Genomic DNA, 26664 nt, shown 5'->3' on the forward strand with positions numbered 1-26664 from the left:
CCCGGTCGGTGGTCATGACCGCCCGCGGACCCAGGACCAACGCTAAATGTCGGTGGCGGCAGCTACGGTCCTGTCATGGTCACCTGGCAGCTCACCATCGACGCCAACGACCCGAGCCGGCTGGCCCGGTTCTGGGCACCCCTCCTCGGCTACGAGCCCCAGCCGCCGCCCGCGGGCCACGACTCGTGGGTGGACTGGTACCGCTCCGTCGGCGTGCCCGAGGAGGAGCTGACCGACATCGGACCGGACTACTGCGACCGGCTCCACGACCCGGCGGGCGAGGGGCCCACGATCTGGTTCCAGATCGTGCCCGAGGGCAAGACGGTCACCAAGAACCGGCTGCACCTCGACGTCTATCCGGGCGGCCGCGACAAGTCGCGGCCGATGGAGCAGCGCCGCCGCGAGGTCCAGGAGGCGGTCGACCGCGCGGTCGCCGACGGCGCGAGCGTGGTGCGCAGGGTCATCGACGACCACTCGTGCTTCGCCGTCATGCAGGACCCCGAGGGCAACGAGTTCTGCCTCAGCTGAGCCGGTCCAGCCCCTGCCGGCAGCCGCGCATCATCCGGCGGTGGTTCCACCGCAGCAGCGGTCGCGCGACGTACGCCGCGGCCCCGAGCCAGCCCTGCACGCTGACCTCCTGGGTGAAGTCCAGACGTGTCCCCGCCGCGACCGGGGTCAGCGCGAAGCACACCGAGCCGGCCAGGTCGCCCGAGACCCCGACCTCGAGTCGCTCGGCCGAGCGCGAGACGGCGTGCAGCACGAGGTCGAGCGTGTACGGCAGCACCGAGCGGCACAGCACCCGGGCGTCGTCCGGCCCGAGGGACGCGACGGCGACGACCTGCGGCCACCACGCCGGGTAGTGCTCGAGGTCGACGAGCACGCCGTGCACGGCCGCCGGGGACGCGGCGACCTCCCAGCTGTCCCGGAACACGAAGGTGGAGCTCATCCTCGTATGGTGCCCGCATGAACAACCTCCTCGCGGCCGCCCGGGCCTGGGCGGCCGACGATCCCGACCCGCAGACGCGTGCCGAGCTCGAGTCGGTCATCGCCGACGTCGAGGACGGCGGGGACACCGCCGACCTCGCCGCCCGCTTCGACGGCACGCTGGAGTTCGGCACGGCCGGGCTCCGCGGCGAGCTCGGCGCAGGGCCCAACCGGATGAACCGGGTCGTGGTCACCCGCGCCGCGGCCGGCCTCGCCGCCTACCTGCGCGACACCGGGCACACGCACGGCTCCGTGGTGATCGGCTACGACGCGCGGCACAACTCCGACGTCTTCGCGCGAGACACCGCGGAGGTGATGACGGGGGCTGGGCTCACGGCGTACGTCCTCCCGCGCCCGCTGCCCACGCCGGTGCTCGCGTTCGCGATCCGCGAGCTCGGCTGCGCGGCAGGCGTCATGGTGACCGCCAGCCACAACCCGCCCCGCGACAACGGCTACAAGGTCTACCTCGGCGACGGCAGCCAGATCGTGCCGCCGGCCGACATCGAGATCGCGTCGCGGATCGCCGCCGTGGGCCCGGTGAGCGGTGTGCCGCGTGGCGACGGCGGCACCGTGCTCGGCGAGGAGGTCGTCGACCGCTATCTCGACACGACCGCCTCGCTCGTCGACGACGGTCCGCGCGAGCTCGACATCGTCTACACCCCGCTGCACGGCGTCGGAGGCACCACCGTCGAGCGCGTGCTCGAGGCCGCCGGCTTCGAGGCGGCGGCGGTGGTCGAGCAGCAGGAGCACCCGGACCCGGAGTTCCCGACCGTGGCCTTCCCCAACCCGGAGGAGGCGGGCGCGATGGACCTCGCGATGGAGCTCGCCGAACGGCGGGGCGCCGACCTGGTCGTCGCCAACGACCCCGACGCCGACCGCTGCGCGGCCGCCGTACCCGGTCCGCACGGCTGGCGGATGCTGCGGGGCGACGAGGTCGGCGCGCTCCTGGCGCACGCACTGCTGGAGAAGGGCAGGCGGGGCACGTACGCCTGCAGCATCGTCTCCTCGAGCCTGCTGGGGAAGCTCGCTGCCGCGGCCGGCCAGCCGTACGCCGAGACGCTGACCGGCTTCAAGTGGATCGGCCGGGTCGACGATCTCGCGTTCGGCTACGAGGAGGCCCTCGGCTACTGCGTCGACCCGGAGCACGTGAAGGACAAGGACGGCGTCTCCGCGCTGCTGCTGCTCTGCGAGCTCGCGGCCGGCGCCAAGGCCGCCGGGCGCACGCTGGTCGACATCCTCGACGACCTCGCGCTCGCCCACGGCCTGCACGCCACCGACCAGCTCTCCGTGCGGGTCACCGACCTCGGCGAGATCGCAGCCGCGATGGCGCGCCTGCGCGAGCACCCGCCCACCGAGCTCGGCGGCCTCGCGGTCGAGCAGGTGGACGACCTCTCCGAGGGCAGCGCCGACCTGCCGCCGACCGAGGGGCTGCGCTACCGGCTCGCCGACGGCGCCCGCGTCGTCGTGCGCCCGAGCGGCACCGAGCCGAAGCTCAAGTGCTACCTGGAGGTGGTCGTGCCCGTGGACCCCGAGGATGGCGTGGACGCCGCCCGGATCGCCGCCGCCGGCCGCCTCGACGCGCTGCGAGCCGGCATCAAGGCCGCCGCCGGCATCTGATCGCCGGGTCGCCGGGTCGCCGGGCCCGGGTCGCCAGGGATAGTCCGTCACGTTCTGGTCGGCGACACGCCGTGTCGGGCAACCCGATCGTGACGGACTATCCCACCGCCGCCGTCAGTGCAGCGCCAGCCAGACGACGAAGGCGACGACGAAAAGACCGGCGGCGGCGAGCTCGGGCAGCGCCCAGGTGCGGCGTACGTCGTGGGCCAGGGCGTGCTGCTCCGGCGAGCCCGGGCGGATGCCCGACTGGTCGCGGGCGGTCCTGGCCAGGTGGTCGATCCGGGACTCGACGAAGGCCTGGTGGACCGCGGACTCGAGGGGGGCGCCGCTCTGCGGGTCCTTCGCCTCGAGCGGCTCCAGGTGCGGCTGCTCGATCCCGCCCCGGGTCTGGATGCGCGCCTTGGTCAGCTGCCGCAGCGAGTAGCCGACGACCGGCGACACCATGCGGCGCTCGCCCACGACGACGGTGAGCACCTGGGTCACCCGCACGCGGTCGATCGCCGCGAGGGGCACCCGGTCGGTGTGGAACATGCCGCGCATGACCAGGTCCCGGCGCGTGACCCACAGCGCCGGACGCAGCAGCGCCGCCCACACCAGCACCGCTCCGAGCACGGCGACGATCGCCACGCCGAGGGCCGTGCCGGCGTCCCAGGCGGCCAGGGCGAGCACGATCACGACCCCCGCGACGATCAGGCCCAGGACGCCGCTGATGCGGCCGCTGGTGGGCTGGAAGCGCTCGACGACCGCGTCGTCGTCCTGGTCGCTCATCTCGTGCTCTCCGGTTTGTGACGCTGGGCTCGGCCAACCCTATGCTGGGTCGGTGAGCGGTACTTCCACCATCCCCGACCCAGGTCTCGAGGACGCGACCCGGTCGGAGGCCTCGCTGCGACGGTTCCTGCACGGGCTGCCGGGCGTCGACCAGGTCGGCGCGGAGGCCCGTGCGGCCGGCCTGGGGACTCGTTCGATCAAGACCAGCGCCAAGGAGTTCGCGCTCGACCTCGCGATCCGGATGGTCGACCTGACGACGCTCGAGGGCCAGGACACGCCCGGCAAGGTCCGCGCGCTCGCGTCGAAGGCGATGCGGCCGGACCCCGCCGACCCCTCCTGCCCGTCCGTCGCGGCCGTCTGCGTCTACCCCGACATGGTCGCGACCGTGAAGGACACGCTGGGCGCAGCAGGGGGCGCCTCCGGCGTGCACGTCGCCGCCGTCGCCACGGCGTTCCCCAGCGGCCGTGCCGCGCTCGACGTCAAGCTGGCCGACACCCGCGACGCGGTCGAGGCCGGGGCCGACGAGATCGACATGGTCATCGACCGCGGCGCGTTCCTGTCCGGCCGCTACCAGCAGGTCTTCGACGAGATCGTGGCGACCAAGCGGGCGTGCGCGCGACCCAGTGGGGACGACGCCCACCTCAAGGTCATCCTCGAGACGGGCGAACTCCAGACCTACGACAACGTCCGCCGCGCGAGCTGGCTCGCCATGATGGCCGGCGCCGACTTCATCAAGACCTCCACCGGCAAGGTGCAGCCCGCCGCGACGCTGCCCGTCACGATGATCATGCTCGAGGCGGTCCGCGACTTCCGCGAGCAGACCGGCCAGATGGTCGGCGTGAAGCCCGCGGGCGGCATCCGCACCGCCAAGGACGCCATCAAGTACCTCGTGACGGTCAACGAGGTCGCCGGCCAGGACTGGCTCGACCCCGACTGGTTCCGCTTCGGCGCCTCCACGCTGCTCAACGACCTGCTGATGCAGCGCACCAAGATGAGGACCGGCCGCTACAGCGGCCCCGACTACTTCACGCTGGACTGATCCCAGTGGACGAGCGCAGCGAGTTCACCATCCAACACAGCATCTGCGGGCCCCGTTCGTGCCCGGAGCGAAGCGAGGACACGAATGGGCTTTGAGTATGCACCCGCTCCCGAGTCCCGGAGCATCGTCGACATCAAGCCGTCGTACGGCCTCTTCGTCAACGGCGAGTTCGTCGACGGCCACGGCAAGAGCTTCAAGACGATCAGCCCGGCGACCGAGGAGGTCCTCGCCGAGGTCGCCGAGGCCGACGAGTCCGACGTCGACGCCGCCGTGAAGGCGGCCCGCAGGGCCTACGAGAAGGTCTGGGGCCCGATGCCGGGCCGCGAGCGCGCGAAGTACCTTTACCGGATCGCCCGGATCATCCAGGAGCGCAGCCGCGAGCTCGCCGTGCTGGAGTCGCTCGACAACGGCAAGCCGATCAAGGAGAGCCGCGACGTCGACGTCCCGACCGTCGCCGCGCACTTCTTCTACTACGCCGGCTGGGCCGACAAGCTCGAGTACGCCGGGCGCGGAGCCGACCCGCGGCCGCTGGGTGTCGCCGGCCAGGTCATCCCGTGGAACTTCCCGCTGCTGATGCTCGCGTGGAAGATCGCCCCGGCACTCGCGTGCGGCAACACCGTCGTGCTCAAGCCGGCCGAGACCACGCCGCTGACCGCGCTGCTCTTCGCCGAGATCTGCCAGCAGGCCGACCTCCCGCCGGGCGTCGTCAACATCGTCACGGGCGCCGGCGCCACCGGCCAGGCGCTGGTGGGCCACGCGGGCGTCGACAAGGTCGCGTTCACCGGCTCCACCGAGGTCGGCAAGGCGATCGCCCGCGCGGTCGCCGGCACCGACAAGAAGGTGACGCTCGAGCTGGGCGGCAAGGCCGCCAACGTGGTCTTCGACGACGCGCCGCTCGACCAGGCCGTCGAGGGCATCGTCAACGGCATCTTCTTCAACCAGGGCCACGTCTGCTGCGCCGGCTCCCGCCTGCTCGTGCAGGAGTCGGTCGCCGACGAGCTGCTCGCCAAGCTCAAGCGCCGGATGTCCACGCTGCGCGTCGGCGACCCGCTGGACAAGAACACCGACATCGGCGCGATCAACTCCGCCGAGCAGCTCGCGAAGATCCGCGACCTGTCGGAGATCGGCGAGTCCGAGGGTGCGGGCCGCTGGTCCCCGGCCTGCGACCTGCCGACCACCGGCTTCTGGTTCCCGCCGACGCTCTTCACCGGCGTTTCGCAGGCCCACCGGATCGCCCGCGAGGAGATCTTCGGCCCGGTGCTGTCGGTGCTGACCTTCCGCACGCCCTCGGAGGCCGTCGAGAAGGCCAACAACACGCCGTACGGCCTCTCGGCCGGCGTCTGGACGGAGAAGGGCTCCCGGATCCTGTCCATGGCCAACCAGCTGCGCGCCGGCGTCGTCTGGGCCAACACGTTCAACAAGTTCGACCCGACCAGCCCCTTCGGCGGGTTCAAGGAGTCGGGCTACGGCCGCGAGGGTGGCCGGCACGGTCTGGAGGCCTACCTCAAGTGAGCAGGATCGACGTCCGCAAGACCTACAAGCTCTACATCGGCGGCGCGTTCCCGCGCTCGGAGTCCGGGCACTCCTACGAGGTCGCCGACAGCAAGGGGAAGTTCGTGGCCAACGCCGCCCTCGCCTCCCGCAAGGACGCGCGCGACGCGGTCGTGGCCGCGCGCAAGGCGTTCGCCGGCTGGTCCGGCCGCACGGCGTACAACCGCGCGCAGATCCTCTACCGCGTCGCCGAGGTCATGGAGGACCGGCGCCCGCAGTTCGTGCAGGCGACGCAGCAGTCCGAGGGCCTCTCCGCCGGCAAGGCCGACAAGGTCGTCGACGAGGCCATCGACCGGCTGGTCTGGTACGCCGGCTGGGCGGACAAGGTCACCCAGGTCGTCGGCAACGCCAACCCGGTGGGCGGTCCGTTCTTCAACCTGTCGACGCCCGAGCCGACCGGCGTCGTCGCGGTCCTGGCCCCCCAGGCGTCGAGCCTGCTCGGCCTCGTCAGCGTCGTCGCGCCCGCCATCGTCACCGGCAACACGGTCGTCGTGGTGTCGTCGTACGAGCGGCCGCTGCCGGCGGTGACCTTCTCCGAGGTGCTCGCGACCTCCGACGTGCCCGGCGGCGTGGTCAACATCCTCACCGGATCGGCCGCGACGATCGCACCGTGGCTGGCCGCCCACATGGACGTCAACGCCATCGACCTGACCGGCGTCGCGGGCGAGACCGCGCTGGCCACCGAGCTCGAGGTCGCGGCGGCCGACAACCTCAAGCGCGTCCGCCGGGCACCGGCAACGGAGCCGGACTGGACGCTCGACCCCGGTCTCGAGCCGATCACGGCGTTCCTCGAGATCAAGACCGTCTGGCACCCGATTGGCGTCTAGTGGCCATCTCCGTGAGTTCGTCGGGGTCCCCGCCGCCCAGGCACGCACATCGCTGCGTTGGCAGCGCTCGAAAGACTCCAGTCTGCCTTCGCGCCGCCGCCTTGCGCTGCACGCACCTGGACGACGGCTACCCTCGACGAACTTCCATCGATGACCACTAGCGCCCGGGTGATCGTCCTGGCCGGGCCGTCGGGCGCCGGCAAGTCCCGCCTCGCCGAGCGCATCGGTCTCCCGGTGCTGCGCCTCGACGACTTCTACAAGAGCGGCGGCGACCCGACGCTCCCCCTGATCACCGAGGGTCCCAACTCGGGCATCGTCGACTGGGACGACCCCGCGTCCTGGCTGCTCGACGACGCGATGGCGGCGCTCGACGAGCTCTGTCGCACCGGCAGGGCCGAGGTGCCGGTCTACGACATCCCCCGGAACGGCCGCTGCGGCTGGCAGACGCTCGAGCTGGGCGACCACGACCTCTTCGTGGCCGAGGGGATCTTCGCGCAGGAGGTCGTCGGACCCTGCGGCGACCTGGGGCTGCTGGCCGCGGCGTACTGCGTGCGCCAGCACCCGATGGTGACCTTCTGGCGGCGCCTCACCCGCGATCTGCGCGAGCACCGCAAGCCGCCGCTGGTGCTGGTACGCCGCGGCCTCGCGCTGATGCGCGACCAGCAGCGCGTGGTGGCGCATGCCGTCGCGCGGGGCTGCCGACCCGTGACCTCCGACGAGGCGTACGCCGAGGTCTCTCGGCTCGTGCGGCGGGGCGCCCGGCGATGACCGACTGGCCGCGACAGCCCGACTCCCGCACCTGCGGGCCGTCGTGCGTCGTGGTCGCCGAGGGGCTGCCGGGCCCATGGCCGCACTTCGACACCGAGGTGCTCGCGATGCACCGCCGGCTCAACCGGTGGTGGCCCCGGGCGCTGGGAACGACGCCGTGGGCGATCTCCCGGAGGCTCGGCGGGCGGGTGCGCCGCTATCGGCGCGCGGAGGTCCTCGCCGCGCTCCCCCGTCCGGTGCCGGTCTACCTGGGCGGCCGGTGGCTCCCCCGCCACGTCGTGCTGGTCCTCGACTCGCGCGCCGGCGAGCCGATCGCCTACGACCCCGCCCGGGGGATGCTCGCGCCGCTCTCCGCGTCGCGGTGGCGGCACCCGTGGTTCGCGGTGCTGCCGGACTGACGCGGGAGCCGCTCAGACGAGCGCCTTCGCCTTCAGCGCGTCGTACTCGGCCTGGTTGATGGTGCCGGCGTCGAGCAGCGCCTTCGCGCGCGCGATCTCCTCCGACGGCGAGCCGGCGCCGGCGGAGACCGAGCGGATGTAGGCGTCGGTGTCGGCCTGCGCGGCCTTCGCGTAGTGGATGTTGCGCTCGGTCATGCCCTTGCCGCGAGCGATCAGGTACACCAGCGAGGTGACGAGCGGGAAGATGATCAGGAAGAACACCCACACCGCCTTCGCCCAGCCGCTCGTGTCCTTGTCACGGAACAGGTCCGTGAGGATCTGGAACAGGACGACCAGATAGGCCATGAGCAGGAAGAAGGAGATGGTGAACCAGAAGAAGTCCCAGAAGCTGTCCACAACGTTCCTCTCAGGTGCGTCGATGCCGGGCGCTGTCCCGGTGTCGCGCCGACGCTAGACCCGCCCGGGCGGCGGCGGGCTCACCTGTTCCGGGTGACTGCGCTCGCCCAGCAGACGCTGCGCGAGGAGCGGACAGACGAGCACGGTGAGCGCGCCACCCGCGACCAGCACCGAGGCGTTCGTCGGCGTCATCTCCCCGGCGTCGACCGCCACCGACGTGACCGCGACGATGATCGGCAGGCCGGTCGCGGCGAAGAGTGCCATCGCCGCGCTCTCGCGGCCGCCGAAGACCGGCACGCCGCCCTCCCGCTGCAGGCGGGTCGCGACCAGCACACCACCGCCGCGCACCAGCAGGATCAGGGCCAGGAAGACCAGCAGCGCCAGCGGCTCGTCTGCGACGGCCTGCGGGTCGATCGCCATGCCGGAGGTGACGAAGAAGACCGGGATCAGCAGCCCGAAGGCCAGCCCCTCCAGCTTGTGCTCCAGGCGCTCGTGCCCCTCGGGCAGCAGCCCACGCAGCACGAACCCGGCGGCGAACGCCCCGAGCACGACGTCGAGGTCGAACACGGCGGCGGCGACGCCGAGCGTGACCAGGAGCAGCACGACGAGGCGCACCTGGGTCTGCCCGGACGTCTCGGCCCCGCGGCGTACGGCGGCGAGCAGTGCCGAGCCCTCCCGGCTGATCCGCGCGGAGAAGCGGTGCACGAGCACGGCCAGCGCGAAGAAGCCCGCCAGCACCAGCGCGGAGGCGACCAGGCCCCTGCTGCCGAGCAGCACGGCCATCGCCACGATCGGGCCGAGCTCGCCGTACGCGCCGTGGTTCATCAGCGTGCTGCCGAAGCGGGTGCCGAGCAGGCCGCCGTCCTTGAGGATCGGCAGCAGCGTGCCGAGCGCCGTCGAGGTCAGCGCGATCGCGACCGCGATCTCCGCGTCGACCGCGTCGGAGGCGCCGACCAGCCAGATCAGGCCGAGCGCGACGCCGAAGCAGCCCAGCCACGTGACCAGCGCGCGTCGACCGCCCCGGCCCACGAGCTCGTCGACCTCGATCTCGTAGCCGGCCAGCAGGAACAGCATCCCGAGGCCGAGCTCGCGCAGCATGGTCACGCCCTCGCCGGCGACGGCGAGCTCGAGCACGTTCGGCCCGATCAGCACCCCCAGCAGGAGCAGCAGCACGACCTCCGGCACCCGGCCACGGAGCAGCAGCCCGGCCAGCAGCGGAGCCAGCACCGCGCAGACCGCGATCCAGAAGATCGACTCCGCCGCGCCGGGCATCAGGAGGTCCAGACGACGAAGACGAGCACCAGCCACGCGGCGGCGACGCCGAACGCGAGCAGCAGCACACCGCAGCCGAGCAGCAGCCAGGTGCGCCCGGCACCCTCGAGGCTGTCCTCCGTGGCCGCGACGTCGACCCGCTCGGGGCGCTCGGGGTCGTAGGCCACGTCGAGCCCGTCACCCACTCGTGGTGGCGGGGGCGGCACGTCGGTCAGGGTCAGCACCTCGACCGGCTGGTCCGCGCCGCCGGGGACGAAGCGGACCCGGGGGAAGTAGCGGGTGTCGGGGCTCCCGCCCAGGCTCAGGTCCTTGGCCTCGAGCGCGACCACGGTCGCCCGCGTCGTCACCGCACGGGTGCGGAACCGCTGGGCCGTACGTCGTACCGACCGCCCCTTGAGGAGCAGCGCGACCGCGGCCAGGAGCAGCACCGCGGCGGCGCCGAGCAGCAGCGCGGTCGGGACGTCGTGGATCCTCACTCCGCGGGCTCCTCCCGCAGTGCGGCGTACGCCGGCTTGATGTGGTCCTGGATCAGTGCGAACCGCTCGTCGAACGGCAGGAACGACGACTTCATCGCGTTGACCGTGAACCACTCCAGGTCGCGCAGGCCGTAGCCGAACGCCTCGACCAGCGACCACATCTCGTGGGTCATCGACGTCTTGCTCATCAACCGGTTGTCGGTGTTGACGGTGACCCGGAAGCGCAGCTTCTTCAGCAGCCCGATCGGGTGCTCGGCGATCGACGCCGCCGCGCCCGTCTGCACGTTGGACCAGGGGCACATCTCGAGCGGGATCCGCTTGTCACGGACGTACGCCGCGAGCCGGCCGAGCTCCACCGTGCCGTCCTCGCCGACCGTGATGTCGTCGATGATGCGGACGCCGTGGCCGAGCCGATCGGCCCCGCACCACTGGATCGCCTGCCAGATCGACGGCAGACCGAACGCCTCGCCCGCGTGGATGGTGAAGTGGAAGTTCTCCCGCTGGAGGTACTCGAACGCGTCGAGGTGCCGGGTGGGCGGGTAGCCGGCCTCCGCGCCGGCGATGTCGAACCCGGCGACGCCGCGGTCGCGCCACGCCACCGCGAGCTCGGCGATCTCCATCGACCGCGCCTGGTGTCGCATCGCCGTGAGCAGCTGGCGCACCACGATCCGGCCGTCCGCCGCCGCCACGCCCTGGTCGAAGCCCTCCTGGACGGCCGCGACGACCTCCTCGAGGGTCAGCCCGGTCTCGACGTGCTGCTCGGGCGCGTAGCGGATCTCGGCGTACACGACCCCGTCGGCCGCGAGGTCCTCCACGCACTCGCGCGCGACCCGGGTGAGCGCCGGCCCGGTCTGCATCACCCCGACCGTGTGGTCGAAGGTCTCGAGGTAGCGCACGAGCGACCCGGAGTCCGCGGCGTCGGCGAACCAGCGCCCCAGCGACCCGGCCGTGAGCTCACCCTCCACCTCGGGCAGCTGGTGACCGCAGTCTGCGGCCAGGTCGATGATGCTCTGCGGCCGGAGCCCGCCGTCGAGATGGTCGTGCAACAGCACCTTCGGGGCCCGGAGCACCTGGTCACGAGTCGGCGTCGTCATGTGCCGATCCAACCAGAACCGATAGGTTCGCAGGCATGCGCGTCTTCACGACTCTCGACGAGGTGTCCGCAGCCACCGGCGAGGAGCTCGGCACCTCCGACTGGCTGACCATCGACCAGGAGCGGGTGGACCGGTTCGCCGAGGCCACCGGCGACCACCAGTGGATCCACGTCGACGTCGAGCGGGCCGCGTCCGGTCCTTTCGGCGGCACCATCGCGCACGGCTACCTGACCCTGTCGCTGGTGCCCTTCCTCGGCAGCCAGGTGGTGCGCTTCGAGACTCCGGGCGCCAAGCTCAACTACGGCACCAACAAGGTGCGGTTCCCGCATCCGGTGCTGGTCGGCAAGCGGATCCGCGCCCACGTCGCCCTCGCCGCCGTCACCGACCTGCCCAGCGGCAAGCAGGCCACGATCCGCTACACCATCGAGATCGAGGACGTCGACAAGCCCGCCTGCGTCGCCGAGACCGTCGTCCTGTTGCTCCCCTGACTCCCCGTTGAATCGGGAGTTCTGACGCTCGAGTCGGGACTTTTGGACACGAGCGCTGGCCGAAACTCCCGATTGAACCGTCAGAAGTCCCGATTCAACGTGTCAGGCGATGCGGTCGATCACCAGGGGGGTGGGTTCGTACGGCGTACCGGCCGGCGCGATGTCGTAGCCGTCCTCGAGGGAGGCCAGGGCGCGGTCGAACCGCTCCGGGTCGTCGGTGAGCAGGGTGAGGAGCGGCTCGCCCGCGGTGACGGTGTCACCGGGACGGGCGTGCCACACGACCCCCGCGCCGGCCTGCACGGGGTCCTCCTTGCGGGCCCGCCCCGCGCCGAGTCGCCAGGCGGCCATGCCGACGGCCATCGCGTCGAGCCGGGTCAGCACCCCCGAGGAGGGTGCGGCGACCACGTGCGACTCCCGCGCCCGCGGCAGCGGCGCGTCGGGGTCGCCGTCCTGGGCGCGGATCATCCGCCTCCACACGTCCATCGCCCGCCCCGACGCCAGCACCTCGGCCGGGTCGACGTCACCGCGTCCCGCGCCGGCCAGCATCTCGCGCGCCAGCGCCAGCGTCAGCTCGACGACATCGGCGGGGCCGCCCCCGGCGAGCACGTCGACCGACTCCTGCACCTCGACCGCGTTGCCGGCGCTCAGCCCCAGGGGCGTGGACATGTCGGTCAGCAGCGCGACCGTGTGCACGCCGGCGTCCTGGCCGAGCGCGACCATCGTCTCGGCCAGCTCGCGCGCCGACTCGACGGACTTCATGAACGCACCGGTGCCGACCTTGACGTCGAGCACCAGCGCACCGGTGCCCTCGGCGATCTTCTTCGACATGATCGACGACGCGATCAGCGGGATCGCCTCGACCGTGCCGGTCACGTCGCGCAGCGCATACAGCTTCTTGTCCGCGGGCGCCAGACCGTCACCGGCCGCGCAGACCACCGCACCCACCGACTCCAGCTGCGCGAACATCTCCTCATTCGACAGCCCCGCCCGCCAGCCCGCGATCGCCTCGAGCTTGTCCAACGTGCCGCCGGTGTGGCCGAGTCCGCGCCCGGAGAGCTGGGGCACCGCGACCCCGCACGCCGCCACCAACGGCGCCAACGGCAGCGTGATCTTGTCACCCACCCCACCCGTCGAGTGCTTGTCCGCGGTCGGACGCGACAGCGTGGAGAAGTCCATCCGCTCCCCCGACGCGATCATCGCGCCCGTCCAGCGCGAGATCTCGCGACGGTTCATCCCGTTGAGCAGGATCGCCATCGCCAGCGACGACATCTGCTCGTCCGCGACCTCACCGCGCGTGTAGGCGCCGATCACCCAGTCGATCTGGCTCCCACTCAGCTCCAGCCGATCCCGCTTCGCGGAGATGACCTCAACGGCGTCGTGTGCGTTCTCAGGCATGGCTTCCTCCCACGGGCACCTCACGGAACCCCCTCAACACGAAGGTCCCGCGGCTCACCGGCTCTCCCGTGAGGGCCAGGTCCGGGAACGTCTCGAACAGCGCCGGCACCGACTCGGCGAGCTCCATGCGCGCCAGCGGGGCGCCGAGGCAGAAGTGCACGCCGACCCCGAACGCCAGGTGGTTGTTGGGCGTCCGGTCGACGCGGAACTCGTCGGGCTCGTCGAAGACGGCCGGGTCGCGGTTGGCCGCCCCGAGCAGGGCGGCGATCTTCTGCCCCTCCTCGACGACGACCCGCTGCTCGCCGTGGGCGAACTCGACGTCCTCGGTCGCGGTTCGCTCGAAGAGCTGGAGCGCGGAGTCGAAGCGCAGCATCTCCTCGACGGTGGCGGGGACGTCGCCGCCGGGGCGCAGCCCGCGCCGCAGCATCGCGGTGAGCCCGTTGCCGAAGACGTTGACCGACGCCTCGTGGCCCGCGTTGAGCAGCAGCACCACGGCGGCGACCACCTCGTCCTCGGTGAGCTCGGTCGCCAGGAGGTCGGTGATCAGGTCGTCGGCAGGATCCTTGCGGCGCTCGGCGACGAGCTCGCGCACCAGCCCCGCGAAGTCGGTGGCCGCCCGGACGGCCTCGTCCACGGTCTGCTGGGACGGCGCGACCTCGTACATCCGCACGATCGCCTGCGACCAGTCCCGCAGGTCGTGGGCGTAGGACCGGGGCACGCCGAGCAGGTCGGCGATGACGAGCACGGGCAGCGGCTCGGCGTACGCCGCGATGACGTCGAAGCCGGCCGGGTCCACGTCGGCGAGCAGCGAGGCCGCGAGCTCCCGCACGCGCGGCCGGAGCCGCTCGACGTGCCCGCGCGCGAACGCCGACGCGACCGGTCGCCGCAGCCGGGTGTGCTCCGGCGGCTCGTTCTCCATCATCTGGTTGCGGTGCAGCAGGTTGAACGGCTCGAGGTGGTCGAGCGGCTCCTTGTCCTTCCAGAGCCGGCCGAGCCGCCGGTCGCGCTGCACCTGTCCCACCGACGCGTGCGCGAACGTCAAGTACCTCCCCGACGCCTCGTGCCAGGCCACGCCGCCGGTGGCGGCGTGCCGCTCGCGCTCGCGGGCGAAGTGCGGGTAGGGGTCGGCGACGACGTCGGGGTCGGTCAGGTCAAGCGAGGTCGTCGGGACCGAACGCATCAGGGAGTACCTCGTCCATTCTCTTGATCCCGGAGACCGTCCACAGGAGCAGACCGGGACCACCGTTCTCGTACAGCAGCTGGCGGCACCGGCCGCACGGCATGATGATCTCGCGCTCGCCGTTGACGCACACGAAGTGGGTCAGCCTCCCACCGCCCGTGATGTGCAGCTGGCCGACGAGCCCGCACTCCGCGCACAGCGCCACGCCGTACGCCGCGTTCTCGACGTTGCAGCCGGTCACGACCCGGCCGTCGTCGACGGTCGCCGCCGCGCCGACCGAGAAGTGCGAGTACGGCGCGTACGCGTGGGTCACCGCCTCCTCGGCGGCGGCCTTCAGCGCGTCCCAGTCGAAGTCCTGCGCAGCCGTCACTACCCGGCACTGCCCTTCCGGTAGGTCTGCCCGTCCGCCGCCGGCATTCGTAGTCGTTGCGACGCGAACGCGAGCACCAGCAGCGTCACGACGTACGGCGTCATGCTGGTGAAGTCGCCGGGGACCTGGTCGATCGCGAAGTAGAGCACGCCGAGGCCGACCGCGACGACGCCGGTGATGACCGCGGCGCGCTGCTGCTGCTGGCGTGCCTGCCAGACCGCGGCCGCGAGGGCGAGGACCGCGAGGGCGAGCAGCAGGGCGTGCACCGAGTCGCCGCCCTGGCGCAGGCCGAGGGTCTCGGTGTAGCCGAAGAGTCCGGACCCGGCGAGCAGGCCGCCGGGCCGCCAGTTGCCGAAGATCATCGCGGCGAGGCCGATGTAGCCGCGACCGCCGGTCTGGCCGTCGCGGTAGTTGCTGGACGCGACCATCGCCAGGAAGCCGCCGGCCAGGCCGGCGAGACCGCCGGAGATCAGCACGGCCGCGAACTTGTAGCGCAGCACCGCGACGCCGAGGGACTCCGCCGCCGACGGGCTCTCGCCGCACGAGCGCAGGCGCAGGCCGAACGACGTGCGCCAGAGCACCCACCAGGTGACCACGAGCAGCAGCATGGCGAGCACGACCAGCAGCGACAGGTTGGTCACCAGCGCCTGGAGCACCGACGCGAGCTGCGAGACGAAGAAGATCTGCTGGTCGACGACGTCGCCGAGCGCGTCGCCGACCGGCGTGATCGTGATCGTCTGGACGTCGGGGATCTTCGGGGACTGGGTCTGCCCGCCGCCGGGCAGACCGACGAAGGTCAGCGAGGCGAGGTACTGCACCGCGCCCAGCGCGATGATGTTGATCGCGACCCCGGAGATGATGTGGTCGACCCCGAAGACGACGGTCGCGACGGCGTGCACGAGCCCGCCGAGCATGCCCATCAGGATCGCCCCGGCGACGCCGGCCCAGGCGCCGTAGTGGTAGCCGAAGTAGCCGGCACCCCAGGTGCCGAGGATCATCATGCCCTCGAGGCCGATGTTGACGATGCCGGCCCGCTCGGACCAAAGGCCGCCGAGGCCGGCGAGCATGATCGGGACGATGGCGATGAGCGTCGCGGCGACGGTGCCCCGAGAGACCAGGTCGTTGGCGCCGGTGACGGCCTCCAGGACCGAGAGCGCGAGCAGCACCACGACCAGCGCGGCGGCGAACCACCAGCGCGGCAGCCGCCTGCGCTGCTTGGCGACCACGGGCGTCTCCGCCGCTCCGGTCGCGCTGGCAGGGGCACTCATGCCGACACCTCCTTGGGCTTGTCGGTGCGGGAGGAGGCCAAGACGCGCGCCACCTCGCGCTGCTCGAGGCGGACGCCGTAGCGGCGTACGAGCTCGTAGGAGATGACCACCGTCAGCACGATCACGCCCTGGGTGATGGCGACGATGTCGGGCGAGACGCCGACGAGGATCTGCAGCGGGTTGGACTGCTCGTCGAGGTAGGCGAAGAGCACGGCGCCGAACGCGATGCCGATCGGGTTGTTGCGGCCGAGCAGCGCGATCGCGATGCCGGCGAAGCCGAGGCCGGACTGGAACGTCGAGCCGTAGGTGTAGCTGTCGCCGAAGAGGATCGGGAGCCCGACCAGGCCCGCGATCGCGCCCGAGATCATCAGCGCGGCGACCGTCATCCTCCGGACGTCGATGCCGCTGGCGACGGCTGCGGTGGTCGAGCGTCCCGTGGCGCGGAGGTCGAAGCCGAAGCGGGTCCGGTTGAGCACGAACCAGAAGGCGAAGCCGGCGATCGCGGCGATGACGATGAAGCCGTAGATCTCGTAGTCGCCGAACGGGATGCCCCCGATGCGGCTGCCCTCGGGGATCTCGCGTGTGCCGATCTCGTTGCTGCCCTCCTCGCGCACCGAGACCTGGCGGAGCAGGTAGGCCACGAGGCCGGTCGCGATGAAGTTCAGCATGATCGTCGAGATGACCTCGCTGACGCCCCGCGCGGCGCGCAGCAGACCGGCGATGCCGGCCCAGATCGCGCCGACCGCCATCGCACAGACGATCGCGAGCGCGGTGTTGAGGTAGCCCGGCAGCCAGGCCTCTCCCGCGACGACGGCGGCGGTGAACGCCGCGACGCGGTACTGCCCGTCGACGCCGATGTTGAAGAGGTTCATCCGGAAGCCGACCGCGACCGCGAGTGCGGACAGGTAGAGCACCGAGGCGTTGTTGATGATGTTGGCCCAGTTGCGCATCTCGGGCCAGGCCAGCAGCTGGCCCCACACGTCGCCGACGGGGTCGCCGGCGGCGAGCAGCACCAGGCTGGTGATCACGAACGCGGCCAGCAGCGCGAGCGCCGCCGCGGCGACGCCGAGACCGATGCTGGTCAGACGTGCCTTGGTCATGCGGGGTCCCCTCGAAAGTGTGCGCGAAGAGAGCGCAGCGAACGAAGCGTGCAGTTTCGTGGGGTGCTCATGCCGTTTCTCCCGCTCCGGTCATGGCGGAGCCGAGCCGCTCGGGGGTCACGCCGGCCGGGTCGAAGCTGCCGACGAAGCGACCCCGGAGGATCACCTCGATGCGGTCGGAGAGACCGATCAGCTCGTCGAGGTCGGCGGAGATCAGCAGGACGGCGAGGCCGTTGCGCCGGGCGTCCTTGATGTGCTTCCAGATCGCGGCCTGCGCGCCCACGTCGACGCCGCGCGTGGGATGGGAGGCGATGAGAAGACTCGGCTCGCCGCTCATCTCGCGGCCGACGATCAGCTTCTGCTGGTTGCCGCCGGACAGCGCCCGGGCGAGCACGTCGGGCCCCGGGGTGCGGACGTCGTACTCCCGGATGATGCGCTGGGTGTCGTCGCGCGCGGCGCGCCGGTCGACGAGGCCGTGGCTGACGCTGGGCGGGCGGGACTGGTGACCGAGGATCCGGTTCTCCCACAGCGGGGCGTCGAGGAGCAGACCGTGCCGCTGCCGGTCCTCGGGGATGTAGCCGATGCCGTCCTCGCGACGTTGCCGCGTGGAGCGGCTGGAGAGGTCGTCGCCCGCGAGCTCGATGAGGCCGGTCGCGGCCGGGCGCATGCCCATGATCGACTCGACGAGCTCGGCCTGGCCGTTGCCCTCGACGCCGGCGATGCCGAGCACCTCACCACGGTGGATCTCGAAGGAGACCGAGTCGAGCAGCGGCCGGCCTCCCTCGCTGGCATAGTCGCTCGGCAGCGCGAGGTCGCGGACGCGGAGCAGCACCTGGTCGGTCACCGTGGACGCCTCGGTGCTCGGGGAGGGCAGCTCGGAGCCGACCATGAGCTCGGCGAGCTGCCGCGCCGTGACACCCTCGGGCTCGACGGTCTGCACGGTCGTGCCGCGCCGGATCACGGTGATCTCGTCGGCGACCGAGAGCACCTCGTCGAGCTTGTGGGAGATGAAGATGACGCTGAGACCCTCGGCCTTGAGCCCGCGCAGGTTGCCGAAGAGCTCGTCGACCTCCTGGGGCACCAGCACGGCGGTGGGCTCGTCGAGGATGACGATGCGCGCGCCGCGGTAGAGGACCTTGAGGATCTCCACGCGCTGGCGCGCGCCGACGCCGAGCTCCTCGACCAGGCGGTCGGGCTGGATGCCGAGCCCGTAGGCGTCGGAGATCCGCATGACCTCCGCACGGGCCTTCGCCCCGATGCCGTGGAGCCTCTCGGCGCCGAGGACGACGTTCTCGAGGACGGTGAGGTTGTCGGCCAGCATGAAGTGCTGGAAGACCATGCCGACGCCGGCCTTGATCGCGTCGGCCGGCGAGTGCAGGTTGACCTGCTCGCCGTTGATCTCGATGGTGCCCGAGTCGGGCGGCTGCACGCCGTACAGGATCTTCATCAGCGTGGACTTGCCGGCGCCGTTCTCACCGACGATGGCGTGGATCGTGCCCCGGTGCACGTCGATGTTGATGTCGTCGTTGGCGATGACACCCGGAAACCTCTTGCCGATGCCGCGCAGGCGGACGGCGACCTCTGCGTTGGCAGCACTGGGCGGGGCCGCGGTGGGCACGATCTCTGACCTCCTCGTCAGGTTCAGCGTGACGCTACCTTCTCAGGTCGCGGACGCGGAACGGGCCCGCGGGGCGTGTGCCCCGCGGACCCGTTGCCAGGTGGTGCGTGGTTCAGCTCTCGATCACGGCTTGTCCGGGACGGTGATCTCGCCGTCGATGATCTGCTGCTTGTACTCGTCGAGCTGGTCGGTGATGTCGTCGATGAAGCCACCGCTGGTCGAGTAGCCGACACCGTCGACCGCGAGGTCGTAGGTGGTCACGCCGCTCGGGAAGGTGCCCCCGCTGACCTGCTTGAGGTACTCGTAGACCGCGACGTTCACGTTCTTGAGCATCGAGGTCATGATGACGTCCTTCACGGACGGGTCGGCGGTGTTGTACTGGTCGGAGTCGACGCCGATCGCCTTCGCGCCGGCCTCGGAGGCCGCCTCGAAGACACCGCCACCGGAGCCGCCCGCGGCGTGGTAGACGATGTCCGCGCCGTTGTCGTACATGCCCTGGGCCGCCGTCTTGCCCTTGGCCGGGTCGGCGAAGCCGGAGAAGTCCGGGACCTGGGTGAGGTACTTGACGTCGATCTTGACGTCCGGGTTGACCGCCTTGACACCGGCCGCGTAGCCCGCCTCGAACTTCTGGATCAGCGGGGTCTCGACGCCACCGACGAAGCCGACGTGGTCGGACTCGGTCTTCAGCGCGGCGGCCGCGCCGACCAGGAACGAGCCCTGCTCCTCGGCGAAGACCAGGCTGGCGACGTTGGGGACGTCCGCGAGGCTGGAGTCGTCGATGATCGCGAAGTGGATGTCGGGGTACTCCTCGGCCACCTTGCCGACCGAGGCGGCGTAGGCGAAGCCCACCGCGATGATCGGGTCGTAGCCGGCGTCGGCGAAGGTGCGCAGGCGCTCCTCGCGAGCCGACTCGGCCTCGCCGTCCTCGGCCTCGGACTCCTGGGCCTCGGCGATGAGGCCCTCCTCCTTGGCCTGGTCGAGACCGGCCGCGGCGGAGTCGTTGAAGGACTGGTCACCGCGACCGCCGACGTCGTAGGCCATGCCGACCTTGACGTCGGAGGTGGGGGCGGCGGTGTTGCCGTCGTCAGAACCGGCGTCGCTGTCGCCGTCGCTGTCACTGCCGCATGCGGTGAGGGCCAGGATGCCGGCCGCCAGCACTGCAGCAAACTTGGTGGTGCGCCGCAAGACGCCTCCTTCGTGAGCTGTGGACGCCCGTCAGGGCGCGGAAAACAGGTCAGACCCTAGGCCCTCCGTGCGGTCACAGCACAGCATTGACGAAGTTGTTACCGAGTCGATGCGTGCGGAGCGGCAGATTTTGCGTCATCCGCGAGATAGGGACGCGACGGCGACCCGCGCCAGCACCCGCGCGCCGACCCCGACCGCGCCGTCGTCGACGCGGAGGTTCCCCTGGTGGAGGTCGTACGTCGGACCGCCGGGGGTGCGCGTCCCCAGGCGACCCATCGCGCCCGGGACGCGGTCGAGGTACCACCCGAAGTCCTCGCCGCCGAGGCTCTGCTGCGTCGGGACGTGACCGTCCGGTCCCAGCACCGCCTCCACGGCGTGGGCGAGCAGCGTGGTCGAGGCCAGCTCGTTGACCACCGGGGGCACGCCGCGCTGGTAGTCGACCTGCGCGTGCACGCCGTACGGCGCGACGATCTGCTCCACGAGCAGCGGGACCAGCTTCTCGGCCTCGGACCAGGCGATCGCGTCGAGCATCCGCACGGTGCCGCCGAGGCGACCGGTCGCCGGGATCACGTTGTGGGCGGAGCCGGCGCGGACCACGCCCCAGACCACGCTGACGCCCGCCCGGGGGTCGAGCCGGCGCGACAGGATCGCCGGCAGTTCCGTGACGACCTTCCCGAGGGCGAAGGTGAGGTCCTCGGTGAGGTGCGGCCGCGAGGTGTGGCCGCCGGAGCCGGTGAGCGTGACGTCGAGGTGGTCGGCCGCGCCGGTGATCGGTCCCTCGCGCAGGCCGACCCGGCCGACGTCGAGCGTGGGGTCGCAGTGCAGCCCGAAGATGCGCTCGACGTCGTCGAGCGCGCCCAGCTCGATCAGCGAGAGGGCGCCGCCGGGCATCACCTCCTCGGCGGGCTGGAAGAGCAGCCGGACCCGACCCGCGAGCAGCCCCCGGTCGTGCAGCCGGCCGAGCGCGACCGCGGCCCCGACCAGCGCGCTGGTGTGCACGTCGTGGCCGCAGGCATGGGTGACGCCCTCGACGGTGCTCGCCCACGGATCACCGGTCAGGTCCGGGACCGGCAGGGCGTCGAGGTCGGCACGGAGCGCGACGACCGGGCCGACGTCTCCGATCTCGGCGACCAGGCCCGTGCGGGGCAGCTCGGTGACGCGCCAGCCGGCCTGCCGGATCCGGGCGGCGACGACCGCCGTCGTCCGCAGCTCGCGCCAGGACAGCTCGGGGTGCGCGTGGAGGTCGCGGCGCAGCGCGACGAGCTCGTCCTCGGCACCTGAGACGGCGTCGGCGATGACCGCGCCGGACGGCGCGTCGGGGACCGGGCTGACAGAAGGCATGTCACCCCGAGGTTAGTCCACCCCGGGGCAGGGGTGCGGGTCCCGGCCGTCGGCCGGGACCCGCACCGGGCTGTGCTCAGCCGATCGCGTCAGCGACCGAACCGCACGAGCTTGCCGGTCGGCGGCTTGCCCTCGGGTCCGAGCACCTTCGTCGTCGCGTAGAGCCCGTCCGGCGTCCACTCGACCGCCGCCGGCAGCTTCGCCTTGGCGTAGGTGCGCACCTTCTTGGTGCCGTGCTTGATCCGCGAGATCTCGCCGCCGAAGAGCTGGGCGACGTAGACGTCGCCGTTCGCGGCGACCGCCAGACCCGTCGGTGCGAAGAGACCGCCGGCGACCTGCTTGGCCTTGCCGCCCTTCATGGGCACGCGGTAGACCCCACCCAGCGGCATCATCTCGCCGAGGCCGCCGCCCTCGGTGGTGACGAGGAGCTTGCCCTTGCCGGCCTTCTGGACGTCGGTCGGCACCGGCTCGCTGTAGTAGGTCAGGCCGACGGCGCAGTCCGGGATGCCCGCGCCAGCGGCCAGCGGGGCGGTGATCTTCACCGCGGCCGGCGGAAGCACGGCCAGGGTGCGGATCTTGCCCTTCGGGGAGATGGAGAGCACGGCGTTCATGCCGGCGTCGGCGACGAACACGGTGCCCTCGTCGACCTGGTAGGTCGAGTACGGGTGCGAGTCCGGGATGCCGGGGTGCGTCGCGGGTCCGGCCTCCTCCGTCGGCCACTGCGCCGCGCACTCGTCGGTGATGCCGCGCACGCCGTACATGACGTCGCCGTCCGGGTTCTTCTTGTTCTCGTACTTCCGGACGTTCGCGAGCGTCTTGACCTTGCCGGACGGGGTGATCCACTTGACCCACGACTTCTTCGGGTTGCCCTGGGCGTCGCTCTTGGTCTCGGTGAACACGACCTTGCCGTGGAAGACCGAGACGCCACCGACCTCGTTGCCGCCCTTGCTGGCGTAGACGGTCTTGGGCTTCTTGCCGGGCGCCACCCGGGACAGCGTCCCGGCGAAGTTCTGGGTCACGTACGCCGTGCCGTCGTCGTCGATCGCGACGCTGAGCGGGGCGACGAGGTTCTTCGCGAGGGTTTTCGGCTTGGGCGCAGCGGCCTGGCTGGCCGGCACGAGCACGGCCGTCGTGGCCGCGAGGGCGAGCGTCGCGGTGGCAGCGACGATCCGGGTTCTACGCATGGGTGCCTCCCTGAGCGCTGATGGTGGCACCACAGTTGCCGCGACCAGATGCCGTGCGCAACACCCGATTGGGCTATAGCGCGCGTCACCTGCCGTCGTACGCCGCGAGGATTTGGTCCGCGGCGGCGGTGGCCGGGAGGTCGCCCGCGAGCACCGCCGCGCGCACCTCCTCGCGGACCGCCCGGACGCCGGCGGAGTGCCGCAACCGCTGGTCGAGCTCGTCGCGCACCAGCGCCCAGGTGAACTCCAGCTGCTGCCGGGCGCGCTTGTCGGCCAGCCCCTGCGACCCGAGGTGGCGGCGGTGGCCGTGCACCTGCTCCCAGACGTCGTCGACGCCGGAGTCCTCCAGGGCCGAGCAGGTCACCACCGGCGGCACCCACTCCCCCTTGCCGCGCACCATCCGCAGCGCGCCGGAGAGGTCGCGCGCGGCCACCCGCGCCTCCTGCGCGCGGTCGCCGTCGGCCTTGTTCACGGCGACCACGTCGGCCAGCTCGAGGATGCCCTTCTTGATGCCCTGCAGCTGGTCGCCGGTGCGCGCGAGGGTCAGGAAGAGGAACGTGTCGACCATTCCCGCGACGGTCACCTCCGACTGGCCGACGCCGACGGTCTCGACCAGCACCACGTCGTACGCCGCGGCCTCGAGCACCGCCATCGCCTGCACGGTCGCCCGCGCGACGCCGCCGAGCGTGCCGGCGCTGGGCGAGGGCCGGACGAACGCGTCCGGGTCGTTGGCCAGCCGGGCCATCCGGGTCTTGTCGCCCAGGACCGACCCTCCGGTGCGCACGCTCGACGGGTCGACCGCGAGCACGCCGACCCGGTGACCGACGCCGGTGAGCCGCGACCCCAGCGCCTCGATGAACGTCGACTTGCCGACGCCGGGAACCCCCGAGATACCCACCCGGATCGCCGACCCGCCCGAAACTTTCTGGCAGGTCAGCGTCGACAGCAGCTCGCGCGCCTGCTCCCGACGCCGGGGGTGGGTCGACTCGACGAGCGTGATCGCCTGGGATACGGCGGCCCGCCGACCGGCGCGGATGCCCTCGAGGAGGGCCTCGACATCAGGCATGCCGGCGCCTCAGTGGTGCAGCTGCTCCCGCAGCCGGACCAGGAGGTCGAGGGCGGACTCGGCGATGACCGTGCCGGGCAGGAACACCGCCGCCGCCCCCATCTCGCGGAGGGTCGGTACGTCGTCGGGCGGGATCACGCCGCCGATGACGACCATGATGTCGGGGCGACCCTGCTCCTCCAGCGCCGTCCGCAGCGCGGGCAGCAGCGTGAGGTGACCGGCGGCCAGCGACGAGACGCCCACGATGTGCACGTCGGCGTCGACCGCCTGCTGCGCGACCTCCTCGGGGGTCGAGAACAGCGGGCCCACGTCGACGTCGAAGCCCATGTCGGCGAAGGCCGTGACCACGACCTTCTGACCACGGTCGTGGCCGTCCTGGCCCATCTTGGCGACCAGGATGCGCGGGCGGCGGCCCTCCGCCTCCTCGAACTCGGCGGTCGCGTCGAGCACCTGCTGCACGAGCGTGCCGCCCTCGCCGGTGGTCGACTCGTCCCTGTACACGCCGCTGATCGTACGGATCACCGCCTGGTGGCGGCCGTAGACCTTCTCCAGCGCCTCGGAGATCTCGCCGACGGTCGCCTTCGCACGGGCGGCGTCGACGGCCAGCGCGAGCAGGTTGTCGTCGAGCGAGCCCTTGCTGCCGCCCCGCTCCGCCGACCGGGTCAGCGCCTCGAGCGCACGGCGTACGTCGTCGTCGTCGCGCTCGGCACGCAGCCGCTCGAGCTTGGCGACCTGCTGCCGGTAGACGTCGTCGTTGTCGACCTTGAGGACGTCGAGCCGCTCCTCGGTGGCGAGCCGGTGGGTGTTGACGCCGATGACCTTCTGCGCGCCGGAGTCGATGCGCGCCTGGGTGCGGGCGGCCGCCTCCTCGATGCGCATCTTCGGGATGCCCTGCTCGATCGCCGCGGCCATCCCGCCGGCCCGCTCGGCCTCGAGGATGTGCGCCCAGGCACGCTCGGCGAGGTCGTGGGTGAGGCGCTCGACGTAGTAGGAGCCGGCCCACGGGTCGATCGTCCCCGTCGTCCCGCTCTCCTGCTGGAGGAGGAGCTGGGTGTTGCGGGCGATCCGCGCCGAGAAGTCGGTCGGCAGCGCGATCGCCTCGTCGAGGGCGTTGGTGTGCAGGCTCTGGGTGTGGCCCTGGGTGGCCGCCATCGCCTCGATGCAGGTGCGCTGCACGTTGTTGAAGACGTCCTGCGCGGTCAGCGACCAGCCGGACGTCTGGGAGTGGGTGCGCAGGCTGAGCGACTTCGGGTTCTGCGGGTCGAACTGGCGGACCAGCCGGGCCCACAGCGCCCGGGCCGCGCGCATCTTGGCGACCTCCATGAAGAAGTTCATGCCGATCGCCCAGAAGAAGGACAGCCGCGGGGCGAACTGGTCGATGGTCAGGCCCGCGTCGAGGCCGGCCCGGATGTACTCGACGCCGTCGGCGAGCGTGTAGGCGAGCTCGAGGTCGTTGGTCGCCCCGGCCTCCTGGATGTGGTAGCCGGAGATCGAGATCGAGTTGAAGCGCGGCATCCGCTGCGAGGTGAACTGGAAGATGTCGCTGATGATCCGCATGCTCGGCGCCGGCGGATAGATGTAGGTGTTGCGGACCATGAACTCCTTGAGGATGTCGTTCTGGATGGTCCCCGCGAGCAGCGAAGGCTTCACCCCCTGCTCCTCGGCCGCCGCGATGTAGAGCGCCAGGACCGGCAGCACGGCGCCGTTCATGGTCATCGACACCGACATCTGGTCCAGCGGGATGCCGTCGAAGAGCGTGCGCGCGTCGTAGATCGAGTCGATGGCCACGCCCGCCATGCCGACGTCGCCGCGCACCCGCGGGTGGTCGGAGTCGTAGCCGCGGTGGGTGGCCAGGTCGAAGGCGACCGACAGTCCCTTCTGGCCGGCGGCGAGGTTGCGGCGGTAGAACGCGTTGGACTCCTCGGCGGTCGAGAAGCCGGCGTACTGCCGGATCGTCCACGGCTGGGTGGTGTACATCGTCGGGTAGGGCCCGCGCAGGAAGGGACTCAGCCCCGGGAGCGTGTCGAGCGCGTCGAGTCCCGCCAGGTCCTCGGGGCCGTAGCCGGGCTTGATCCCGATGCCCTCCGGCGACATCCAGGTGTGGTCGCCGCCCCCGGTGGTCGAGGAAGGCGCGCTAGCGCCTGTCTCGAAACCACCATCCAGCGACAGCCCGCTGAAGCTCTTCGGAACCGTCATGCGAGCTTCTCCCTCGTGCGGATCAGGAAGTCGAGGGCGTTCGTGCCCATCGCGCAGTTGTCGTCGGCCCACTCGCGCGGCTGGCCCGCGACGATGACCCACTCGGCGCCGGCCTCGCGCAGCCGCGCTGCGGTCTCGGCGCCCTGCTCGTCGTACGCCGCGTCCGCACCGGCCACGCACGCCACGCGGCCCGGCTCGGCGCTGACGGCGATGCCGCCGGCGGCGAGCAGGTTGGTCGCGAACGTCGCGCGCGCGGTGTGCTGGGCGACGGTGCCGAGCGTCGCGAGGTGGACCGGGTTCTGCGGCGGCGCGTCGCGGAAGGCCTCGAACGTGGCACCGTAGCGGCGGACGTCGTCGCCGTCTCCCGGGCGCTCGGGCAGCGCCTCGCCGAGGTTCGGGAACTCGGTGACCCCGGTGATCGGCCGCTTGCGCGTGGCGATCTCCTTCTCGCGGGTCACGTTCGTCAGGGCGATGGCGGAGTTCAGGACCGGCTCGGGGTCGCTCGCGTCATCGAGCTCTCCGAAGAACTCCCAGGCCGCGCGGGCGAGGTCGTCGGTGAGCTTCTCGACGGCGTACGAGCCGCCGGCCGGGTCGGCGACGTGCGCGACGTGCGATTCGTCGATGAGGAGGTGACTGGTGTTGCGGGCGATGCGCCGGCCGAAGGCGTCGGGCCGGCCGAGTGGGCCGTCGAACGGCAGCACCGTCACGCTGTCCGCTCCCCCGACGCCGGCGGCGAACGCCGCGACCGTGGTGCGGAGCATGTTCACCCACGGGTCGTACTTGCTCATCATCGGACGGCTGGTGACCGCATGCAGCTTCATGTTGGTCGAGCCTGTCGAGACCCCGGAGAGCTCCAGGACCCGGGTCCAGAGCCGGCGCGCGGCCCGCAGCTTGGCGATCGAGGCGAACTGCTCGTCGGTGGCGGCGTAGCGGAACTCCACCAGGCCCGCGACCTTGTCGACGCTCAGGCCGGCCTCGGTGAGCGCGCGGAGGTACGTCGCACCCGCGGCCATCGACCAGCCGAGCTCCTGGACGTCAGACCCGATCTCGCAGTTAGGGCGGTTGGCGGGAGCCGAAGTGGTG

26 protein-coding genes are annotated in these 26664 nt (G+C 71.7%); 8 read left to right on the top strand and 18 right to left on the bottom strand.

Annotated elements, in window-relative coordinates; translation table 11 throughout:
• The first annotated feature begins 75 nt into the window (after positions 1-75).
• Positions 76-528, top strand: a complete 453-nt coding sequence (locus PZ894_RS09975) for a VOC family protein (protein ID WP_275744401.1) — start codon at positions 76-78, stop codon at positions 526-528.
• On the opposite strand, the gene PZ894_RS09980 is transcribed toward PZ894_RS09975, so the two are convergent.
• A complete protein-coding gene (locus tag PZ894_RS09980) occupies positions 521-946 on the bottom strand; it encodes an SRPBCC family protein (RefSeq protein WP_275744402.1) in 426 nt (141 codons plus the stop codon). The two genes, PZ894_RS09975 and PZ894_RS09980, sit on opposite strands and share 8 nt — an antisense overlap.
• Before the next feature lie 17 nt (positions 947-963).
• Here PZ894_RS09980 and PZ894_RS09985 point away from each other — a divergent pair, with 17 nt between their 5' ends.
• Positions 964-2601: a phospho-sugar mutase gene (locus tag PZ894_RS09985; protein WP_275744403.1), complete on the top strand. Its 1638-nt coding sequence runs from the start codon at positions 964-966 to the stop codon at positions 2599-2601.
• 114 nt (positions 2602-2715) lie between these two features.
• Here PZ894_RS09985 and PZ894_RS09990 read toward each other — a convergent pair whose 3' ends face one another.
• Positions 2716-3369 (bottom strand): hypothetical protein, encoded by a 654-nt coding sequence (locus PZ894_RS09990; RefSeq protein WP_275744405.1) that lies wholly within the window; start codon positions 3367-3369, stop codon positions 2716-2718.
• Between the two features lie 52 nt (positions 3370-3421).
• Here PZ894_RS09990 and deoC point away from each other — a divergent pair, with 52 nt between their 5' ends.
• The 5 genes from deoC (at position 3422) to PZ894_RS10015 (ending at position 7952) form a co-directional block, all read left to right on the top strand.
• The gene (gene deoC, locus PZ894_RS09995) at positions 3422-4408 is read left to right on the top strand and encodes a deoxyribose-phosphate aldolase (RefSeq protein WP_275744407.1); all 987 of its coding nucleotides are present in this window, start codon (positions 3422-3424) and stop codon (positions 4406-4408) included.
• 84 nt (positions 4409-4492) lie between these two features.
• A complete protein-coding gene (locus PZ894_RS10000) occupies positions 4493-5920 on the top strand; it encodes an aldehyde dehydrogenase family protein (protein WP_275744409.1) in 1428 nt (475 codons plus the stop codon).
• Complete coding sequence (locus PZ894_RS10005; protein WP_275744411.1) at positions 5917-6786, top strand: aldehyde dehydrogenase family protein; 870 nt, start codon at positions 5917-5919, stop codon at positions 6784-6786. Before PZ894_RS10000 ends, PZ894_RS10005 begins: the two co-directional genes overlap by 4 nt.
• Positions 6787-6936: 150 nt before the next feature.
• Positions 6937-7554 (top strand): ATP-binding protein, encoded by a 618-nt coding sequence (locus PZ894_RS10010; protein WP_275744413.1) that lies wholly within the window; start codon positions 6937-6939, stop codon positions 7552-7554.
• Positions 7551-7952 (top strand): hypothetical protein, encoded by a 402-nt coding sequence (locus tag PZ894_RS10015; protein ID WP_275744415.1) that lies wholly within the window; start codon positions 7551-7553, stop codon positions 7950-7952. Before PZ894_RS10010 ends, PZ894_RS10015 begins: the two co-directional genes overlap by 4 nt.
• Positions 7953-7964: 12 nt before the next feature.
• On the opposite strand, the gene PZ894_RS10020 is transcribed toward PZ894_RS10015, so the two are convergent.
• The 4 genes from PZ894_RS10020 to PZ894_RS10035 are packed head-to-tail and all read right to left on the bottom strand — an operon-like array spanning position 7965 to position 11190.
• Positions 7965-8348 carry an SHOCT domain-containing protein gene (locus tag PZ894_RS10020; RefSeq protein ID WP_275744416.1) on the bottom strand — a complete coding sequence of 128 codons (384 nt, stop codon included), beginning with the start codon at positions 8346-8348 and terminating at the stop codon, positions 7965-7967.
• 54 nt (positions 8349-8402) lie between these two features.
• Positions 8403-9620, bottom strand: coding sequence for a cation:proton antiporter (locus PZ894_RS10025; RefSeq protein WP_275744418.1), 1218 nt, complete (start codon positions 9618-9620; stop codon positions 8403-8405).
• The gene (locus PZ894_RS10030) at positions 9620-10096 is read right to left on the bottom strand and encodes a DUF3592 domain-containing protein (RefSeq protein WP_275744420.1); all 477 of its coding nucleotides are present in this window, start codon (positions 10094-10096) and stop codon (positions 9620-9622) included. The genes PZ894_RS10025 and PZ894_RS10030 overlap by 1 nt, the downstream gene beginning before the upstream one ends.
• Positions 10093-11190 carry an adenosine deaminase gene (locus PZ894_RS10035; RefSeq protein WP_275744421.1) on the bottom strand — a complete coding sequence of 366 codons (1098 nt, stop codon included), beginning with the start codon at positions 11188-11190 and terminating at the stop codon, positions 10093-10095. The genes PZ894_RS10030 and PZ894_RS10035 overlap by 4 nt, the downstream gene beginning before the upstream one ends.
• A 35-nt stretch (positions 11191-11225) precedes the next feature.
• Here PZ894_RS10035 and PZ894_RS10040 point away from each other — a divergent pair, with 35 nt between their 5' ends.
• Positions 11226-11678 carry a MaoC family dehydratase gene (locus PZ894_RS10040; RefSeq protein ID WP_275744422.1) on the top strand — a complete coding sequence of 151 codons (453 nt, stop codon included), beginning with the start codon at positions 11226-11228 and terminating at the stop codon, positions 11676-11678.
• A gap of 102 nt (positions 11679-11780) precedes the next feature.
• On the opposite strand, the gene PZ894_RS10045 is transcribed toward PZ894_RS10040, so the two are convergent.
• From PZ894_RS10045 to PZ894_RS10100, 12 genes are all read right to left on the bottom strand, one after another.
• Entirely contained in the window at positions 11781-13073 is a 1293-nt protein-coding gene (locus PZ894_RS10045; protein ID WP_275744424.1) for a thymidine phosphorylase, read from the bottom strand.
• Positions 13066-14253, bottom strand: a complete 1188-nt coding sequence (locus tag PZ894_RS10050) for a cytochrome P450 (RefSeq protein WP_275744426.1) — start codon at positions 14251-14253, stop codon at positions 13066-13068. Before PZ894_RS10050 ends, PZ894_RS10045 begins: the two co-directional genes overlap by 8 nt.
• Entirely contained in the window at positions 14225-14623 is a 399-nt protein-coding gene (locus PZ894_RS10055) for a cytidine deaminase (protein WP_275744428.1), read from the bottom strand. Before PZ894_RS10055 ends, PZ894_RS10050 begins: the two co-directional genes overlap by 29 nt.
• Positions 14623-15891, bottom strand: coding sequence for an ABC transporter permease (locus PZ894_RS10060; RefSeq protein ID WP_275744429.1), 1269 nt, complete (start codon positions 15889-15891; stop codon positions 14623-14625). The genes PZ894_RS10055 and PZ894_RS10060 overlap by 1 nt, the downstream gene beginning before the upstream one ends.
• On the bottom strand, positions 15888-16991 hold the full coding sequence (locus PZ894_RS10065; protein ID WP_275744431.1) for an ABC transporter permease: 1104 nt from the start codon (positions 16989-16991) through the stop codon (positions 15888-15890). Before PZ894_RS10065 ends, PZ894_RS10060 begins: the two co-directional genes overlap by 4 nt.
• 67 nt (positions 16992-17058) lie before the next feature.
• Positions 17059-18609, bottom strand: coding sequence for an ABC transporter ATP-binding protein (locus PZ894_RS10070; protein ID WP_275744432.1), 1551 nt, complete (start codon positions 18607-18609; stop codon positions 17059-17061).
• 123 nt (positions 18610-18732) lie between these two features.
• Positions 18733-19794, bottom strand: coding sequence for a BMP family ABC transporter substrate-binding protein (locus PZ894_RS10075; protein ID WP_275744433.1), 1062 nt, complete (start codon positions 19792-19794; stop codon positions 18733-18735).
• Positions 19795-19929: 135 nt separating this feature from the next.
• Positions 19930-21135 carry an amidohydrolase gene (locus tag PZ894_RS10080; protein WP_275744435.1) on the bottom strand — a complete coding sequence of 402 codons (1206 nt, stop codon included), beginning with the start codon at positions 21133-21135 and terminating at the stop codon, positions 19930-19932.
• Between the two features lie 89 nt (positions 21136-21224).
• Positions 21225-22319 (bottom strand): ScyD/ScyE family protein, encoded by a 1095-nt coding sequence (locus tag PZ894_RS10085; RefSeq protein ID WP_275744436.1) that lies wholly within the window; start codon positions 22317-22319, stop codon positions 21225-21227.
• 85 nt (positions 22320-22404) lie between these two features.
• Positions 22405-23385, bottom strand: coding sequence for a methylmalonyl Co-A mutase-associated GTPase MeaB (meaB, locus tag PZ894_RS10090; RefSeq protein WP_275744437.1), 981 nt, complete (start codon positions 23383-23385; stop codon positions 22405-22407).
• Positions 23386-23394: 9 nt separating this feature from the next.
• Complete coding sequence (scpA, locus tag PZ894_RS10095; RefSeq protein WP_275744438.1) at positions 23395-25581, bottom strand: methylmalonyl-CoA mutase; 2187 nt, start codon at positions 25579-25581, stop codon at positions 23395-23397.
• On the bottom strand, positions 25578-26664 hold a 1087-nt coding region (locus tag PZ894_RS10100), incomplete at its 5' end, for a methylmalonyl-CoA mutase family protein (RefSeq protein ID WP_275744439.1). The genes scpA and PZ894_RS10100, both read right to left, overlap by 4 nt.

The organism is Nocardioides sp. YIM 152315 (assembly GCF_029210375.1).
GTDB lineage: Bacteria > Actinomycetota > Actinomycetes > Propionibacteriales > Nocardioidaceae > Nocardioides.